16 protein-coding genes are annotated in these 16170 nt (G+C 68.6%); 8 read left to right on the top strand and 8 right to left on the bottom strand.

The features are described from left to right. The first annotated feature begins 26 nt into the window (after positions 1-26). Positions 27-1019 carry a Bug family tripartite tricarboxylate transporter substrate binding protein gene (locus AC1DJH_RS24070; RefSeq protein WP_472125613.1) on the top strand — a complete coding sequence of 331 codons (993 nt, stop codon included), beginning with the start codon at positions 27-29 and terminating at the stop codon, positions 1017-1019. After that, positions 1016-2116, top strand: coding sequence for a GntG family PLP-dependent aldolase (locus tag AC1DJH_RS24075; protein ID WP_472125615.1), 1101 nt, complete (start codon positions 1016-1018; stop codon positions 2114-2116). The genes AC1DJH_RS24070 and AC1DJH_RS24075 overlap by 4 nt, the downstream gene beginning before the upstream one ends. 39 nt (positions 2117-2155) lie before the next feature. Here AC1DJH_RS24075 and AC1DJH_RS24080 read toward each other — a convergent pair whose 3' ends face one another. Next, on the bottom strand, positions 2156-2854 hold the full coding sequence (locus tag AC1DJH_RS24080) for a phosphatase PAP2 family protein (protein WP_478187399.1): 699 nt from the start codon (positions 2852-2854) through the stop codon (positions 2156-2158). Between the two features lie 132 nt (positions 2855-2986). Here AC1DJH_RS24080 and AC1DJH_RS24085 point away from each other — a divergent pair, with 132 nt between their 5' ends. Genes AC1DJH_RS24085 through AC1DJH_RS24095 form a run of 3 tightly spaced genes read left to right on the top strand, consistent with a single transcriptional unit; the run spans position 2987 to position 5335 of the window. Then, positions 2987-3700, top strand: coding sequence for a response regulator transcription factor (locus AC1DJH_RS24085; RefSeq protein ID WP_435486016.1), 714 nt, complete (start codon positions 2987-2989; stop codon positions 3698-3700). Then, positions 3697-5049 (top strand): sensor histidine kinase, encoded by a 1353-nt coding sequence (locus AC1DJH_RS24090; protein WP_472125619.1) that lies wholly within the window; start codon positions 3697-3699, stop codon positions 5047-5049. The genes AC1DJH_RS24085 and AC1DJH_RS24090 overlap by 4 nt, the downstream gene beginning before the upstream one ends. A gap of 13 nt (positions 5050-5062) precedes the next feature. After that, entirely contained in the window at positions 5063-5335 is a 273-nt protein-coding gene (locus AC1DJH_RS24095) for an oxidoreductase-like domain-containing protein (RefSeq protein WP_472125622.1), read from the top strand. A 32-nt stretch (positions 5336-5367) separates the two neighbouring features. Here AC1DJH_RS24095 and AC1DJH_RS24100 read toward each other — a convergent pair whose 3' ends face one another. From AC1DJH_RS24100 to AC1DJH_RS24125, 6 genes are all read right to left on the bottom strand, one after another. Further along, the gene (locus AC1DJH_RS24100; RefSeq protein ID WP_472125717.1) at positions 5368-5592 is read right to left on the bottom strand and encodes a M20/M25/M40 family metallo-hydrolase; all 225 of its coding nucleotides are present in this window, start codon (positions 5590-5592) and stop codon (positions 5368-5370) included. 30 nt (positions 5593-5622) lie between these two features. Beyond that, positions 5623-6105 (bottom strand): nucleoside deaminase, encoded by a 483-nt coding sequence (locus AC1DJH_RS24105; RefSeq protein WP_472125625.1) that lies wholly within the window; start codon positions 6103-6105, stop codon positions 5623-5625. Between the two features lie 115 nt (positions 6106-6220). Next, positions 6221-6988, bottom strand: coding sequence for an ABC transporter permease (locus tag AC1DJH_RS24110; protein WP_478187400.1), 768 nt, complete (start codon positions 6986-6988; stop codon positions 6221-6223). 9 nt (positions 6989-6997) lie between these two features. After that, entirely contained in the window at positions 6998-7855 is an 858-nt protein-coding gene (locus AC1DJH_RS24115; protein WP_435486030.1) for an ABC transporter ATP-binding protein, read from the bottom strand. After that, positions 7855-8886, bottom strand: a complete 1032-nt coding sequence (locus AC1DJH_RS24120) for an ABC transporter substrate-binding protein (protein ID WP_472125630.1) — start codon at positions 8884-8886, stop codon at positions 7855-7857. Before AC1DJH_RS24120 ends, AC1DJH_RS24115 begins: the two co-directional genes overlap by 1 nt. 142 nt (positions 8887-9028) lie before the next feature. Then, positions 9029-9802, bottom strand: coding sequence for an IclR family transcriptional regulator (locus AC1DJH_RS24125; protein WP_472125632.1), 774 nt, complete (start codon positions 9800-9802; stop codon positions 9029-9031). A gap of 150 nt (positions 9803-9952) precedes the next feature. On the opposite strand from AC1DJH_RS24125, the gene AC1DJH_RS24130 reads away from it, so the two are divergent. The 3 genes from AC1DJH_RS24130 to AC1DJH_RS24140 all read left to right on the top strand — a co-directional run bounded on the left by AC1DJH_RS24130 (position 9953) and on the right by AC1DJH_RS24140 (position 13586). Continuing rightward, positions 9953-11611 (top strand): OPT/YSL family transporter, encoded by a 1659-nt coding sequence (locus tag AC1DJH_RS24130; RefSeq protein ID WP_478187401.1) that lies wholly within the window; start codon positions 9953-9955, stop codon positions 11609-11611. A 67-nt stretch (positions 11612-11678) separates the two neighbouring features. Continuing rightward, on the top strand, positions 11679-12755 hold the full coding sequence (locus AC1DJH_RS24135) for an S-methyl thiohydantoin desulfurase domain-containing protein (RefSeq protein ID WP_478187402.1): 1077 nt from the start codon (positions 11679-11681) through the stop codon (positions 12753-12755). Between the two features lie 39 nt (positions 12756-12794). After that, complete coding sequence (locus AC1DJH_RS24140; RefSeq protein WP_478187403.1) at positions 12795-13586, top strand: aspartate/glutamate racemase family protein; 792 nt, start codon at positions 12795-12797, stop codon at positions 13584-13586. A 78-nt stretch (positions 13587-13664) separates the two neighbouring features. Here the strand turns inward: AC1DJH_RS24140 and AC1DJH_RS24145 are convergent, their stop codons facing one another. Next, positions 13665-15968 (bottom strand): NADP-dependent malic enzyme, encoded by a 2304-nt coding sequence (locus AC1DJH_RS24145; protein WP_472125642.1) that lies wholly within the window; start codon positions 15966-15968, stop codon positions 13665-13667. Between the last annotated feature and the right edge of the window lie 202 nt (positions 15969-16170).

Consider the following 16170-nt stretch of genomic DNA (forward strand, 5'->3'; position numbering starts at 1 on the left):
CCTCTGCCAGACTGGAAGCACCTGCCATGAACCTCATCCGACGTCACGCCGTCACGCACGCCAGACGGCTGACCTGCTTGCTCGCCATCGCGCTGACCGCGTGGCAGGCGCATGCCGCCGCCGCGTGGGTGCCCGAGCGGCCCATCCACCTCATCTCGCCGAGCCCTCCGGGCGGCGGCACCGACGCCGTCGCGCGCCTGCTCGCGGCCAAGCTGGGCGACCAGGCCAAGTGGCAGGTCGTGGTCGACACGAAGCCCGGCGCCGGCAACAACATCGGCCTGGAGTTCGGCGCCAAGTCGCCGCCGGACGGCTACACCGCGGTGCTCGGTGAAACCAGCAACCTCACGGTCAACCAGTTCCTCTACAAGAAGCTGAGCTTCGACCCCGTGAAGGACCTCGCGCCGGTCGCGCTGGTGGGCACCGGCGTGTCGGTGCTGGTGGTGAATGCGAACAGCCCGTTCGACAGCCTGGCGGCGCTGCTGGCGGGCGCGAAGAAGAAGCAGCTGGCCTATGCGTCGTCCGGCAACGGCACCGTGGGCCACCTGGTGGCCGAGAACCTGCGTGTTGCCACGGGCGCCAGCCTGCTGCACGTGCCCTACAAGGGCGGCGGCCCGGCCATGACCGACATGCTGGGCGGGCAGGTCGACTTCTACATTTCCTCCCTGGTGTCGGCGCTGCCGCTCATCAAGGACCGCAAGCTGCGCGCGCTGGCCGTGACCTCGGGCACCCGGGACGCGTCGCTGCCCGACGTGCCCACCTTCATTGAAAGCGGCTTCAAGGGCTTCGAGTACTACACGCTCTACGGCGTCGTGGTGCCCGCCAGGACGCCGGAAAACGTCGTGCAGACCATGAACCGGGAAATCAACCGCGTGCTCGATGCGCCGGACGTGCGGGCCAACCTCGCCACCCGCGGCATCTACGTGCGCACGGGCACGCCGGAAGCATTCGATGCCTTCCTGAACAGCGAGCGCAAGAAGTGGGCGGAGGTCGTGAAAGCGTCCGGCGCGACGGCCGAATGACGCAAGCCAACACCACCTCCATCTCCACCTCCACCACCACCGCGGACGCCTCGGCCGGGCACCCGCCCGTGGACCTGCGCAGCGACACCGTGACGCGGCCCACGCCGGCCATGTACGAGCGCATCGCAGCCGCCCCGCTGGGCGACGACGGGCTCGACGGCGATCCGACCGCACGGGCGCTGGAAGCGGCCGCGGCGACCTTGCTGGGCAAGGAAGCCGGCCTGTACGTGCCCAGCGCGACCATGGCCAACCTGCTGGCGATCCTCGCGCAGGCCGGGCGCCAGGAGCTGGTGCTGGCAGAGGCGGCCTCGCACATCTACGTGACCGAACGCGGCGCGGGCGCGCTGACCGGCACCTTCTACGAAGGCATTGCCGGCGTCGATGGCGCGATGGACCTGGACCGGCTCGCCGATGCGCTCGCACCCGGGCGCTACAAGCTGCGCACGGGCGTCGTGTGCCTGGAGAGCTCGCACAACAACGCCGGCGGCGCGGTGCTGCCCCTTGCCCACATGCGGGCCGTGTTCGAGGCGTCGAAGCGCGTGGGCGCCAGCGTCCACCTCGACGGCGCGCGGCTGATGAATGCCGCGGTCGCGCTGCGTGTGCCGGCCGCTGACATCACTGCCTTCACCGACACGGTGTCGCTGTGCCTTTCCAAGGGCCTGAGCGCGCCCATGGGGGCCGTGCTGGCCGGGTCGGCCGGCACCATCGAGCGCGCCAGGTCGCTCAGGAAGATGCTTGGCGGCAGCCAGCGCCAGGTGGGCGTCGTGGCCGCGGCGGGGCTGGTGGCGGTCAACTCCATGGTGGAGCGGCTTGCCGACGATCACGCCGCCGCCCGGCGGCTCGCGCAGGGCATCGGCCAGGTCCGCGGGCTTGCCGCCAACGCGCCGCAGACGAACATCGTGCAGGTCGATGTCAGCGCCACGGGGCTTGACGCGGCGCAGTGGGAGCTGGCGCTGCGCCGCCTGGGCGTGCTGGTGCGCCCCTGGGGCCGGCAGCGGTTGCGCTGCGTCACGCATCGCCATGTGGGCGAGCGCGAGGTCGACCTGGCCCTGGAGGCTTTCGCGGCGGTGGCCGCGAAGGACGCGAAGGCAACCTGAGCGGCAGTGGCGTGAAGCGCGGCTGACGCGCGGGCTCCGTCAGGCCTCGGTCCACACCAGCTGGCCGCGCGCGGTGCCGGCCCAGCCCACGGCGCCCGCGAGCAATGCGCCGCCCAGCACGTCGAGCAGCACATGCTGGCGCGTGGCCAGCGTCGAATAGACGATGCCGGCGGCCCACAGCAGGTTCACTGCGCGCACCCATGCGGGCGCGCGCACGCTGCGCAACTGGCGGCCCAGCTGCACCGCGGCGAGTAACGCGAACGCGACGTGCAGCGACGGGAAGGCGTTGCCGCCGGCGTCGGCGGTCTTGAGGAACTGCAGCGCCGGGTATTGCGCCCAGTCGACATCGAACGCGGGCACCACCGTCGGGAACAGCCAGAACACCGCAAGGCCCACGGCCGCCATCAGCGCGGCGTCGCGCGCGCAGGCCCGCAGCTCGGCCTTGTCCCTGGCGAAGGCCGGCGCCAGCGAGATGTAGAACCACAGCGAACCGTAGAGCAGCATCGCGTCGTCGCTCACGCCCACCCAATGGTCCAGCGGCGTGAGCGGCATCACCGTCGGGGCCCACAACGGGTTGTGCATCACCCAGAAGTAGACGAAGAAGAAGCCCGAGATGCCGGCCGTGGTGCCGATCATCTTCACCACCCAGAGCGTCGCGATGCGCCGGCCCAGCGCCAGGTACCAGGGGTCGCAAGGCATGCCGGGCAGGGGAGAGGGAATCGCCGAGCGGGAGTTCACCGGTGCTGCTTTCGGAGGGTTGGGGGGCGCTCCAGCTTAGGCGCCTGCATTGCGTGAACATTGCGTCGTCTGCAAGGGGCGCTCTCCTAGAATGACCGGCCTTTTCGCTCCCATCCCCCGCATCACTCCCCTATGAGAATCCTGCTCGTCGAAGACGAAGTCGACCTGGCGCAAGCCCTGGCCTCGGCATTGCGGCAGAACCAGGCGGTGGTCGATGTGGCCGGCTCGCTGCGCGAGGCCGAAGAGGCGGCGCTGTGCGCGCAGCACGACGTGATCGTGCTCGACCGCGGCCTGCCCGACGGCGACGGCCTGTCGCTCGTGGCCTTCCTGCGGCACAACGAGATTGCCGCCGCGGTGCTGGTGCTCACCGCCATGAGCGACGTGGCCGAGCGTGTGCTGAGCCTGGACGGCGGCGCGGACGACTACCTGGCCAAGCCCTTCTCGATGGACGAGCTGATGGCGCGCGTGCGCGCGCTGGCGCGCCGTCCGGCGGTGCGCGCCCACCTCGTCATGACGCTCGGGCAACTGCGCTTCGACCACCACATGCGCCAGGCCCATGTGGGCGAGACCAGCATCACGTTGCCGCGGCGCGAGCTGCTGGTGCTCGAGGCGCTGCTCGAGCACCGCGGCCGCACCGTGCTGCGCGAGGCCATGCAGGAGCGCGTGTACGGCGACCGGGACGAGATCCAGTCCAACGCGCTCGACACGCACGTCTCGCGCCTGCGCTCCAAGCTCGACAAGGCCGGTGCGCAGGTCGAGATCCATGCGATCCGCGGCGTGGGCTACCTGATCTGCGCGGCGGCACCTTCCGTGACGCCCGCGATGCCCGCATCGCCCGCGCGATGAGCCTGAGCCTGCTCTCGCTGCGCTGGCGGCTGATCTGGAGCCTGATCCTGCTGCAGGTGGTGGTGGGCTTGCTGGTGATGGGCGGCTTCCTCGGGCTGGCGTGGTCGCTGGGCCGCGTGGTCGACGAGACCGGCCAGGAGACGGTGGCGGCGATCCAGCGCGCGCTGGTGCGCGACGCCGACGGCAAGCTGTCGGCTGAGCCCACGCCCGAACTGCAGCGTCTGCAGAAGGCCGATCCGCCGTACTGGTTCATCGTGCGCGATGCGCGCGGCGCGGAACTGCGCCATGGCGAGGTGCCGCCCGAATACCTCAAGCTCCTTGTCGCGTTCGACGGCATGGGCCGCGTTGCGATCAACCCCGAGCCCGACAGCACCCGGCCCAAGGCCCGCTTCGAGCGCGTCGAGAGCCGCGCGGGCCCGGTCGAGGTGATGGCGCAGACCGGCGGGCCGCTGACCGTGCGCAACACGCTCAAGGGCACCGGCATCGCCTTCCTGTTCCTGGTCGCGCCGATGGCGCTGGTGACCTGCCTGGGCGTGATCCTGGCCACGCCCTTCGTGGTGAAGCGCGGCCTGAAGGGCGTGGTGGCCACGGCCGAGCATGCTGAGGGCATCGACGTGCACGAGCGCACCACGCGCTTGCCGCTGGCGAACGTGGCGAGCGAGATCCGCCCGCTGGTGAACGCCGTGAACCGCGCGTTCGACCGGCTCAACGAAGGGTACGACCGACAGGAGCGCTTCCTGGCCGACGCCGCGCACGAGCTGCGCACGCCCATCACCACGCTGCAGATCCACATCGAGGGCCTGCCGCACGACCCGCTCAAGGTGAAGCTGATGCAGGCTTCGGCGCGGCTGGCCACGCTGGCCGAGCAGCTGCTCGACCTGCAGCGGCTGGACCGCATCGCCTCGCAGGACCGCCAGCAGGTCGACCTGAAGGCGCTGTGCGAGCGCATGGCCGGCGACATTGCGCCGCTGGCCATCATGAACCGCTGCACGCTCTCGGTCGATGCGCCGCGCCCGCTGTGGGTGCGCGGCGACGCGCCCTCGCTGGAGCGCGCGCTGGCCAACCTGATCCAGAACGCCATCGAGCATGGCGGGCCGGGTTGCGACATCCAGGTGCGGTTGTGGGAGCCCTCGGGCTTTGAAGTGCTGGACTCGGGCCCGGGCATTCCGGAGGCCGACCGCGAGCGCGTGGTGGCGCCGTTCCACCGGCTGGTGCCGCGCGGCCGCGGCGCGGGGCTCGGGCTGCACCTGGTGGCCGAGGTGGCGCGCCTGCACGGCGGGCAGCTCACCATCGGGTCGAGTGAATCGGGTGGGGCGAAGATGCGGTTCGAGCTGAACCTCGACACTTAGAAGGCTTGCAGGCATGAACCTCATCGACCGGCTGCCGGAGCCGACGAACCTCGCCGGCGCACAGGCGCTGATCGCACGCGTGCAGGCGCTGCTCGATGCCGCAGGCGTCCCGATGCGCGCGCCGCCGCCCGAGCCCACCACCTGCTGCGGACGCGGCTGCAACGGCTGCGTGTGGGAGGGCTGGCTGGCGGCGGTGAACTACTGGCGCGACGAGGCGTCGCTGCGGCTGGGCGATGCCACCGCCGAGACGCATGCTGCACGGCCACGGACGCCGACCGGGAACTGATCAGCAGCAGATCCAGGGCGTCTTAGAGCCTGTCATTTCGTCGCCGCCCATGCGCCGGCGGCTTGCATGAAGCGATCGGCCGCCTGCAGCTGGGTGGCGCAGATCCACTCGTTCGGCTGGTGCGCCTGCGCGATGTCGCCAGGGCCGCACACCACCGTGGGAATGCCGGCCTGTTGGAAGAAGCCCGCCTCGGTGCCGAACGGCAGGTCGGCCTCCGGCCAGAGCGCGCCGAGTTCGCGCGAAATTGTGCGGCGCAGGGCGGCTTCCTGCCGCCTCGGCGCTGCGCTTCAGTGCCCGCGCGTTTCCCAGAACCCGCGGTGCGTGGCGATCATCTCGTCGGCCACTTCAGCCACCGGCCCGACCACCTCGATGTTCTTCTGGCCGCGCGCGAACACCTCGCGGCAAGGCAGGCTCAGCGTGGGGTTCTCGGGATGGTCGCCGGTGAGCGCGAGCAGCGCCGACTCTTCCGCGCCGTAGACGATGCGCCCGATGTTCGCCCAGTAGCTGGTGCCCGCGCACATGGCGCAGGGCTCGAAGGTGGTCGCCAGCGTGCATTGCCACAGGTACTCGGGCGGCCAGTTCAGCGCGGCGTGGCGCGCCAGCGTGGCCTCGGCGTGGTGCACCGTGTCGATGTTGCCCTGCTCGGCGAGGATGGTGTCGCCATCGGGCGCGACCAGCACGGCACCGAAGGGATGGCGCCCCATCGCCATCGCGCGGCGGGCCACCTCGTCGGCGCGCCGCAGCGCGCGGATTGCTTGCGCCGGCGTCATGGCCGCATGTCCGTTCGGGGAACGCCGCGGAACCGGCTTTGCCGGGCCGCTGGTGTTGCCCCCGGCGAGGGGGTTGGCGAAGCGACACGAAGTGCGCGAAGACTGGGGGAGCGCTTCATGCTTGCGAGCCGCGGTGCGCCCAGCCGGTGGTGTGCTTCTCGATCACGCTGAAGAGCTCGTACATCAGCATGGCCATCGCGCCCACCACCATCAGGCCCGCGAAGGCCAGGCCCATCTGCATGGCCGAGCCGGCGGAAATCAGCAGGTAGCCGATGCCTTCGTTGGCTGCCGTCATCTCGCTCACCGTGGTGCCGACGAAGGCCAGCGTGATCGCGACCTTCAGCGAGCCAAAGAAATAGGGCATGGAGCGCGGCAGGCCGATCTTCATGAGCACGTGCCAGCGCTTGGCGCCCAGCACGCGCAGCACGTCTTCGAGCTCGGGCTCCAGCGTGGCCAAGCCGGTCGCGATGTTCACCATGATCGGGAAGAAGCTGATCAAAAAGGCCGTGAGGATCGCCGGCCCCGCGCCGATGCCGAACCACACCACCAGGATGGGCACGAAGGCCGCCTTCGGCAGGGCGTTGAACGCCGTCATCAGCGGATACACCGCCGCATACGCGATGCGCGAACTGCCGATCACGAAGCCCAGCAGCACGCCCACCACGATCGCCAGGCCGAAGCCCGCCATCGTGACCCAGAAGGTGCGCCATGCGTGGCCCGCGATGATTTCCTTGTATTCCCAGAACTGGCTCCAGATGCGCAAGGGGCTCGGAAAGATGAAGTCCGAAACCTCGAAGCCCGCGCAGACGACCTGCCACAGCAGCAGCACCGCGACCAGCAGCAGCCAGGGCGACCAGCGTTCGATTTGCTTGGTGTTCTTCATGGCGCGACCTCAGTGGGACACCGCGGCGGCGGTCTGCGCGGCGCTGATGCCGGTGTTGCGGATGGCGCCGATGTGGCTGCGCAGTTCGAGCACGATGTCGGTGAACTCCTTGGTGTAGGTGAGCTCCAGCTCGCGCGGGCGCGGCAGCTCGATGTCGCGCTTCACCACGAAGCGCCCCGGGCTCTTGCTCATCACGTACACCGTGTCGGCCAGGAACACCGATTCGCGCAGGTCGTGCGTGACCAGGATCACGTTGAACTGCTGCTCGGTCCACAGGTCGCGCAGGATGCACCACAGCTCCTCGCGCGTGAACGCGTCGAGCGCGCCGAAGGGCTCGTCGAGCAGCAGCATCTTGGGCTCGTGGATGAGCGCGCGGCAGATGCTCGCGCGCTGCTGCATGCCGCCCGAGAGCTGCCACGGAAACTTGTCTTCATAGCCCGCGAGGCCCACCTTCTGCAGCAGCTTGCGCGCGCGCTCGACGTATTCCTTGCGCTTGGCCTTGAAGCTGGAGCGGTAGGGCTCCACGATTTCCAGCGGCAGCAGCACGTTGTCGACCGTGGTGCGCCACGGCAGCAGCGACGGCGCCTGGAAGGCCATGCCCGAGATCTTCAGCGGCCCGGTCACGGGCTGTCCGTCGATGCGGATCTTGCCCATCGAGGGCATCTTCAGCCCCGTGGTGAGCTTCATGAAGGTCGACTTGCCGCAGCCCGAGGGGCCGACGATGGCAATGAACTCGCCGCGCTTGACCTTCAGGTCGATGGCCTCGACCGCGAAGTGGTTCTCGCGCAGCAGTTCCTCGTTGTAGGCGAGCCAGACGTCCTGGAAGTCGACGAAAGGGGCGGCCGCTTGCGCTGCGTCGCTGGCCATCACTTCTTCAGGACGTTCAGTTCGGCCGCCGGCGGCAGCAGGGCCGCGGTCCACACCGCGTCGGGGCTCACGCGCGTCTTGGTGTTGAACGCGTCCGACACCTGCGAGGCCATCAGCGACATGCGGCCCGCGTTGACCGCGCCGAAGCCTTCGGCGCGCGCGTCTGCGCTGTTGATGACGGTATCGATGGCGAGCTGCAGGCGGCGCGTTTCGAGCTTGCTGTCGATGATGCCGTCGCGCGCCTTCACCGACTCGATGGCCACGGCCGGGTTGGCAATGACTTCCTTGGCGCCCTTGGCGAAGGCCGAGAGGAACTTCTTCACCGCCTCGGGGTGGTCCTTGATGAGCTTGGGCGACGCGATGATCACGTTGCCGTACAGCTTCACGCCGTAGTCGGGGTAGGGGAGCACCACCACGTCGGCCGTCTTGGCGCCGCGCGCTTCCAGGTTGAGCAGCGAGGTGAAGGTGAAGCCGGTGATGGCGTCGACGTCGCCGCGCATCAGCATGGTTTCGCGCAGCGTCGGGTCCATGGCGGTCCAGTTGACGGCGCCGATGTTGTTGGCCTTGGCAAAGATCGGGAAGGCACGGCGGCCCGCGTCGAACACCGGCGCGCCGAGCTTCTTGCCCGCGAGGTCGGCCGGCTTGGTGATGCCGCTCTTCTTGAGCGCCATGACCGAGGCGGGCGTGTTGTTGTAGACCATCATCACCGCGACCGGCTTGTTCGGGCTGTCGGGGTTGTTGGCGTGAAACTCCATCAGCGCCGCGAGGTCGGCAAAGCCCATGTCGTAGGCGCCCGAGGCCACGCGCGTGACGGTGCCGCCCGAGCCATTGCCCGCGTCGATGCTCACGTCGAGGCCGGCGGCCTTGAAGTAGCCCTTGGCCGCGGGGTGCAGGAACAGCGCGGCCGGTCCTTCGAAGCGCCAGTCGAGCTGGAACTTGATCGGCGTCGGGGCCTGCGCAAAGGCCGACGTGAGGCCGAAGCTGAGGGCCGAGGCGGCGAGGAAGGACTGGAGCAGGTGGCGCTTGTTCATGCGGGACGATCCGTGAAAGGTGAATGCAAGGTAGGTCTTCCGCATTCAAGCAAAAACGGTGCCCGCACGTGATTGGTGCGAACCCTTCCTGCGAATCAAGGTGGTGCGCTCTTGGCACCTTTCGTGGGAAATCCCTTTGATTTCAGGGGTTTTTCGCACCAAAACCAAGCCAATACGGATCGCCCACGCTCTTTCCGACGCCTGCCGCGGCGTCGCGCACGATGGCGCCGAAGCGATCGATCAGCGCCTGCGTCAGCAGCTCGGCAGGGATGGCCAGGCCGAAGGCGTAGGTCTGGCGCGTGGCCGCATCGAACACCGCCGACGAGATGCCGGCCACATTGGTCACGTACTCGCCGCGTGACAGCGCCCAGCCAGTCTCGCGGATGACGGCCAAGCGCGCGAGCAGTTCCTTGCGGGTCTTCGGTGCGTCGCCGCGGCCCTTGTCGAGTTGCAGGCCGAGCAACGCGGTCACCTCGCCGTCGTCCAGGCGGGCCAGCAGCGCGCGGCCCATGGCACTCGAGTAGGCCGGCGCACGGCTGCCCGGTGGCGTGTAGATCTGCAGCGCACCGGTGCCGGTGCGCATCTGGATCACCAGCGTGTCGGTGCCATCGAGCACGTTGACGTAGCCGGTGAAGCCGGTTTCGCGCACCAGCGCGTCGAGCGCTTCCTCCACCAGCGAGGCGGCGTTGCGCGAGGCACGGAAGTGGTACGAGGCTTCCATGATCACGCCGCCCGGGCGGTAGGCCCGCGTGGCGGGGTCGCGGTCGAGAAAGCCATAGCCGGCCATCATGCTGAGCGTGCGCGAGGCGGAACTCTTGGGCAGGCCCAGCTCGGTCACCACGTCCGTCACCGTGATGTCGCGGCGCAGCCGCGCAATCAGCTTCAGGACGTCCATGGCGTTGGCGAGAGTGCTCATATTTTGGGGTGGTGGCGGTTGGCGATCATAGGTTCGACGCGCCGGGCGGCGACCCGATCCGGGTGAAACCGGCCTTGACAGCGCATCGAGCGGTTCTATCATTGGTTCAATTTTATTGGATTGAGTTCCATAAAATGGAACTACAAAGGAATGACCATGAACCATGAGGTGACGGCGGCCGCACCGCTGCAGGCCGACAGTGCCGCCCCTGCGCAAGCACAGCAACAAGCCGAACTGCACCCGAAGGCCTTGGCGCCGGCCAACCTGATCCTCACGGTGGTGCTGAGCGTGTTCGGCGCCATCGTCGGCATCCAGATGCTGGCGAGCCTGGGCATCACGCCCAGCACCTCGCTGATCGGCGCACTGGCGGCCATGACGCTGGCGCGCGTGCCGCTGGCCATGTTCCGCGGCTTCCGCTCGGTGCACGCGCAGAACCTGGCGCAGACCAGCATCTCGTCGGCCACCTTCGGTGCGGCCAACAGCCTGTTCCTGCCGATCGGCATCCCGTTCCTGTTCGGGCTGCCCGACATGGTGGTGCCGATGCTCGTCGGCGTGAGCCTGGCGATGCTGCTGGACGCCTGGCTGCTCTACCGCATGTTCGACACGCCCGCTTTCCCCGCGAAGAACCCATGGCCGCTGGGCATTGCGGCCGCCGAGGCCATCAAGGCGGGCGACGGCGGCGGCAAGCAGGCCTGGCTGCTGCTGGGCGGCCTGGTCACGGGCGTGGCGGGCGCGGTGTTCAAGCTGCCGATGTCGGCCTTCGGCGTGGCGCTGATCGGCGGGCTGGGCGCGATGATCGCCTTCGGCGTCGGCCTGCTGGTGCGCGGGTATTCGGCGCCGCTGTTCGGGCTGGACATCGGCGCGCTCTACGTGCCGCACGGGATGATGATCGGCGCGGGCATCGTGGCGCTGGTGCAGGTGGGACGCGTGGTGCTCAAGAAGCGCGGTGCCACGCCGGGTGCTTCGGCCTCGTTCGCCGCGCAGGAGGCCCGCGGCGCCACCGCGCTCGGCCGCTCGCTGCGCCTGGGCAGCGTCGGTTACCTCGCCATCATGGTGCTGCTGGCCGTGGGCACGGGCGTGTACACGGGCATGTCGCCCGGCATGCTGGTGTGCTTCGTGGTCTACGGCACCTTCGCGGCCTTCGTGCACGAGCTGATCGTGGGCATTGCGGCCATGCACTCGGGCTGGTTCCCGGCCTTCGCGGTGGCGCTGATCTCGCTGCTGATCGGCATCCTGATCGGCTTTCCGCCCGAGGCGCTGGTGGTGCTGGCGGGCTTCTCCGCCGCCACCGGCCCTGCCTTCGCCGACATGGGCTACGACCTGAAGGCCGGGCACATCCTGCGCGGCGAGACCTCCGGCACGCCCTTCGAAACCGAGGGTCGGCGCGAACAGATGATCGCCGGCATGGTGGGCTTCGCGGTGGCCATCGTAGTGGTCGCCTGCACGTACAGGATGTTCTTTGCCAACCACCAGACGGCGCCCATCAACGCCGCCTACGTGGCCGCCATCAAGGCCGGCATCTCAGGCGACACGGCGCGCAACCTGGCGCTGTGGGCCGTGCCGGGCGCCATCCTGCAGATCCTCGGTGGCGCGCGCCAGCAACTGGGCGTGCTGTTCGCCACCGGCCTGCTCATCGCGAGCCCGATGGCCGGCTGGATGGTCGCGGCCGGCATTGGCTGCCGGCTGGTCGTGCACCAGGTGCTGGGTGCCTCGGCGCGCGAAAAGCTCGAGGTGTTCGCGGGCGGCGTGATCGCCGGCGACGCGCTCTACAGCTTCTTCTCCGGCGCGGTGAAGAGCCTTCGCAAATAGCTCTCTCAAGCAGCCGCTCTGTTCCTTTCTCCTCTTCCCTCTTTCAACACATCAGGAAATCGAATCCATGAAACGCAATCTGACAAGCGACGACGTCCGCGCGGCTATCTGGGGCGGCGCCATCCTCGGCGGCGGCGGCGGCGGGCTCATTGAAGCCGGCGAACGCGCCGCCAGGCTCGCGCTGCAGGTAGGCACGCCGCAGCTGTGGAGCATCGACAATTTCGACCCGTCCGCGCTCACCGCCACCATGGCACTGGTCGGTGCGCCGGCCGCGCCCGATCCGCACGTGCAGCCCGCGCACCTGCTGCGCACCATCGAACTGCTGCGCCGTGAACTGCCCGCGGGCCAGAAGCTGGTCGGCCTGCATGCCAACGAGAACGGCGCCGAGACCACGGTCAACGGCTGGTTTCACGCCGCCATGACGGGCCTGCCGGTGATCGACCTGGCCTGCAACGGCCGCGCCCATCCGTCGAGCGTGATGGGCGCGCTGGGCCTGCACACCGAGCCCGACTACCTGTCGGTGCAGGCCTATGCCGGCGGCGAGCCGCACCGCTACGTCGAAGGCGTGGTGTCGGGCCGGCTCGAACAGACCTCCGCCGTGGTGCGCCGCGCCTCGGTCGAGGCCGGCGGGCTGGTGGCCGTGGCGCGCAACCCGGTGAACGTGGGCTATGCGCGTCAGCACGGCGCGCCGGGCGCCATCAGCCACGCCATCGCGCTGGGCCAGGCGTACCTGGACGGCGGCGTCGATGCCGTGGCCCGTTCGCTCGACGGCCGCATCGTGGCCGAGGGCACCGTGCGCACCTACCGCTGCGAGCAGCAGGAAGGGCTGGACGTGGGCGTGGTCGAGCTCGACGACGCGGCCGGCACCACGCTGCGCTTTATCAACGAATACATTCTGCTGGAGCAGGGCGGCAAGCGCATCGCGCGCTTTCCGGACCTGGTGATGACCTTCTCGGACGAGGGCAAGCCGGTGGTGTCGGCGCATGTGCGCCAGGGTGCGAAGCTGCGCGTGCTGGTGGCACCGCGCGCGCGGCTGCTGCTGTCGCGCACGATGTTCATGCCGGAGCTGTACCGGCCGCTGGAAAAATCGCTGGGCGAGGCCTTCGCGCCTGAAGCAGAGACAGAAGCCGAAGCTCTGGCCTGATCCGCAACAACCCGAACCAACCTGCTGGGAGAAACCGCCATGACATTGCGCGTGCGATGGATCCGGACCGTCGGCAACGACACCTACAACGAACGCTTTGCCCGGGAGTTTGCCGAGGTGAAGAACCCCGGCACCGAGGTCGAGGTCATGTCGCTGCGAAACGCTTCGGTGCGGCACCACGTCGAGTACCAGAGCTACGAGGCGTTTCTGGGCGCCGACATCGTGCGCGTGGTGCGCGATGCGGCCGTGAAGAAGTTCGACGCGGTGGTGCTCGGCTGCTTCTACGACCCGGTGCTGGTCGAGGCGCGCGAGATCTCGGGAGAGACGGTGGTGGTGGCGCCATGCCAGGCGTCGTTCGAGATCGCCTCGAACCTGGCGCAGAAGGTATCGATCATCGTCGGGCGCCGCAAGTGGGTGCCGCGCATCGAGTCGCGGGTGCGCGAGTACGGGCACGGCCACCTGCTGGCCTCGTGCCGCGCGCTGCAGCTGGGCGTGGAAGACTTCCAGCGCGACCGCGACGAGACCGTGCGCCGCATGATCGAGCAGGGCCGGCGTGCCATCGACGAAGACGGCGCCGAGGCGCTCGTGCTCGGCTGCACGCTGGAGTTCGGCTTCTACAGGCAACTGCAGGACGTGCTGGGCGTGCCCGTCATCGATTCGGCGCTGGCGGCCGTCAAGCGCGCGGAAGCGCTGGCCGACACCAAGCAGCGTTTCGGCTGGAAGCCCAGCCGCGTCGGTGGCTGCGAGCCGCCGCCAGAGGCCGAGGAACTGCTGGCGTGGAATGTGTTCGATCTGGCTGACGTACCGGTCGCGTCACCGTTCAACGCCTGAACGCCTGAACGGCCTCAAGAAAAAATGCCCCGCTGCGATGACCGCAGCGGGGCGTTTTTCAATGGGCTTGAAACAGGCTTACTTCAGCGCCGTCGTCGCATTCGCCACGGCCAGCGCCGTCATGTTGACGATGCGCCGCACCGTCGATGTGGGCGTCAGCACGTGCGCCGAGCCCGAGGCACCCAGCAGGATCGGACCGACCGTGATGCCGTTGGCGCCCGTCATCTTCAGCACGTTGTAGAGGATGTGCGCCGAATCCAGGTTCGGGCACACCAGCAGGTTGGCTTCGCCGGTGAGCGTGGTTTCGGGCAGGGCGGTGCGGCGCACTTCTTCGGACAGCGCCGAGTCGCCGTGCATTTCGCCGTCGCACTCGATGTCGGGCGCCATCTGCGCGAACAGGTCGCACGCCAGGCGCATCTTGCGCGCCGACCCGCGGCTGGAGGTGCCGTAATTGGAGTGCGACAGGAAGGCCACCTTGGGCGGCAGTCCGAAGCGACGCACTTCCTCGGCCGCCATCATCGCGATGCTGGCCAGCAGCTCGGCGCTCGGGTCTTCGTTCACGTTGGTGTCGGTGATGAACACCGTGCGCTTCTCCAGCGTCAGCGCGTTTAGCGTGGCAAAGCCCGGCGCGCCGCGCTTCAGGCCGATCAGGTTACGGATGTGCTCCAGGTGCACGTCGAAGCGCCCCACCAGGCCGCAGATCATGGCGTCGGCGTCGCCCAGGTGCAGCATCAGCGCGGCAATGGTGGTGTTGGAGCGGCGCACCATCGTCTTGGCGGCCTCGGGCGTCACGCCGCGGCGGCCCATGAGCTTGTGGAAGCTCTCCCAGTAGATGCGAAAGCGCGGGTCGTCTTCGGGGTTGACGATCTCGAAGTCGGTGCCGGCGCGGATGTGCAGGCCGGCCTTCTTGATGCGCGCCTCGATCACGGCCGGGCGCCCCACCAGGATCGGCTGGGCCAGGCCTTCGTCGACGGCCAGTTGCGCGGCGCGCAGCACGCGCTCGTCCTCGCCTTCGGCATACGCCACGCGCTTGGCGGTGGCCAGCTTGGCGGCGGTGAACACCGGGCGCATGAACATGCCGGTCTGGTAGACGAAGCGCGTGAGGTGCTGGCGGTAGGCCTCCATGTCCTCGATCGGGCGGGTCGCCACGCCCGACGCGGCGGCGGCCCTGGCCACGGCCGGCGCAATGCGCAGGATCAGGCGCGAATCGAAGGGCTTCGGAATGATGTAGTCGGGGCCGAAGGCCAGCTCCTGGCCGGCGTAGGCGGTGGCCACCTCTTCGCTGATGTCGGCTTTGGTCAGGTCGGCGATCTCGCGCACGCAGGCCAGCTTCATTTCTTCCGTGATCTTGGTGGCGCCGCAATCGAGCGCGCCGCGGAAGATGTATGGGAAGCACAGCACGTTGTTGACCTGGTTCGGGTAGTCCGAGCGGCCCGTGGCGATGATGCAGTCGGGCCGCACGGCCTTGGCCAGCTCGGGGCGAATTTCGGGCTCGGGGTTGGCCAGCGCCAGGATGATGGGCTGCGTGCCCATGGTCTTGACCATCTCGGCGCTCATGACGCCGGGGGCCGAGCAGCCCAGGAACACATCGGCGTCCTTGACCACGTCGGCCAGGGTGCGGGCGCCGGTGTCTTGCTGGGCGTAGCGTGCCTTCGATTCGTCGAAACCGCCCGCGCGGCCCGCATAGATCAGGCCCTTGGAGTCGCAGGCATAGATGTTGGCGGGCTTGGCGCCCAGGCCGACCATCACGTCCAGGCAGGCGATGGCGGCGGCGCCGGCGCCCGACACGGCGATCTTCACGTCCTCGATCTTCTTGCCGACCAGCTCCAGCCCGTTGAGCAGCGCGGCGGCCGAAATGATGGCCGTGCCGTGCTGGTCGTCATGGAACACCGGAATGTTCATGCGCTCGCGCAGCTTCTTCTCGATGTAGAAGCACTCCGGCGCCTTGATGTCTTCCAGGTTGATGCCGCCCAGCGTGGGCTCCAGCGCCGCGATGATCTCGACCAGCTTGTCGGGGTCGTTCTCGGCCAGCTCGATGTCGAACACGTCGATGCCGGCGAATTTCTTGAACAGGCAGCCCTTGCCTTCCATCACCGGCTTGGCGGCCAGCGGGCCGATGTTGCCCAGGCCCAGCACGGCCGTGCCGTTGGTGATGACGCCCACCAGGTTGCCGCGCGCCGTGTACTCGGTCGCCAGCGAAGGGTCGGCCGCGATGTCCAGGCAGGGATAGGCCACGCCCGGCGAATAGGCCAGCGACAGGTCGCGCTGGTTCAGCAGGGGCTTGGTCGGGGTGATCGAGATCTTGCCCTTGACGGGCGAGCGATGGTATTCGCGCGCTGCCTCGCGAAGTGCTTCTTCTGCGGGGGAAAGGGGTGCAGCCATGAAAGTCTCCTTGGTTCGGACGGGCAACGAGGCTACCGCAAAAGCGCGGCTTGTTCTTGCGGGGGAAATGCCGAAAACGCCTGAACCCATCGCATGCGTGGAACAGGACGGCCGGTTCGCTAAACTTCGCGACTGTTAACCATAGCCAATCAAGGTTAACAAGGCCATGTCAACCGACACCACAAAACGACAACGGAGGGGC

It is taken from the genome of Variovorax sp. 10N412 (assembly GCF_056394985.1).

Bases quoted from the DNA above. Each gene is read 5' to 3' on its own strand.
- AC1DJH_RS24145 (WP_472125642.1), bottom strand. From the start codon at position 15,968: ATGGCTGCACCCCTTTCCCCCGCAGAAGAAGCACTTCGCGAGGCAGCG.
- AC1DJH_RS24120 (WP_472125630.1), bottom strand. From the start codon at position 8,886: ATGAACAAGCGCCACCTGCTCCAGTCCTTCCTCGCCGCCTCGGCCCTC.
- AC1DJH_RS24070 (WP_472125613.1), top strand. From the start codon at position 27: ATGAACCTCATCCGACGTCACGCCGTCACGCACGCCAGACGGCTGACC.
- AC1DJH_RS24105 (WP_472125625.1), bottom strand. From the start codon at position 6,105: ATGACGCCGGCGCAAGCAATCCGCGCGCTGCGGCGCGCCGACGAGGTG.
- AC1DJH_RS24110 (WP_478187400.1), bottom strand. From the start codon at position 6,988: ATGAAGAACACCAAGCAAATCGAACGCTGGTCGCCCTGGCTGCTGCTG.
- AC1DJH_RS24135 (WP_478187402.1), top strand. From the start codon at position 11,679: ATGAAACGCAATCTGACAAGCGACGACGTCCGCGCGGCTATCTGGGGC.
- AC1DJH_RS24075 (WP_472125615.1), top strand. From the start codon at position 1,016: ATGACGCAAGCCAACACCACCTCCATCTCCACCTCCACCACCACCGCG.
- AC1DJH_RS24085 (WP_435486016.1), top strand. From the start codon at position 2,987: ATGAGAATCCTGCTCGTCGAAGACGAAGTCGACCTGGCGCAAGCCCTG.
- AC1DJH_RS24115 (WP_435486030.1), bottom strand. From the start codon at position 7,855: ATGGCCAGCGACGCAGCGCAAGCGGCCGCCCCTTTCGTCGACTTCCAG.
- AC1DJH_RS24130 (WP_478187401.1), top strand. From the start codon at position 9,953: ATGACCATGAACCATGAGGTGACGGCGGCCGCACCGCTGCAGGCCGAC.
- AC1DJH_RS24125 (WP_472125632.1), bottom strand. From the start codon at position 9,802: ATGAGCACTCTCGCCAACGCCATGGACGTCCTGAAGCTGATTGCGCGG.
- AC1DJH_RS24095 (WP_472125622.1), top strand. From the start codon at position 5,063: ATGAACCTCATCGACCGGCTGCCGGAGCCGACGAACCTCGCCGGCGCA.
- AC1DJH_RS24140 (WP_478187403.1), top strand. From the start codon at position 12,795: ATGACATTGCGCGTGCGATGGATCCGGACCGTCGGCAACGACACCTAC.
- AC1DJH_RS24090 (WP_472125619.1), top strand. From the start codon at position 3,697: ATGAGCCTGAGCCTGCTCTCGCTGCGCTGGCGGCTGATCTGGAGCCTG.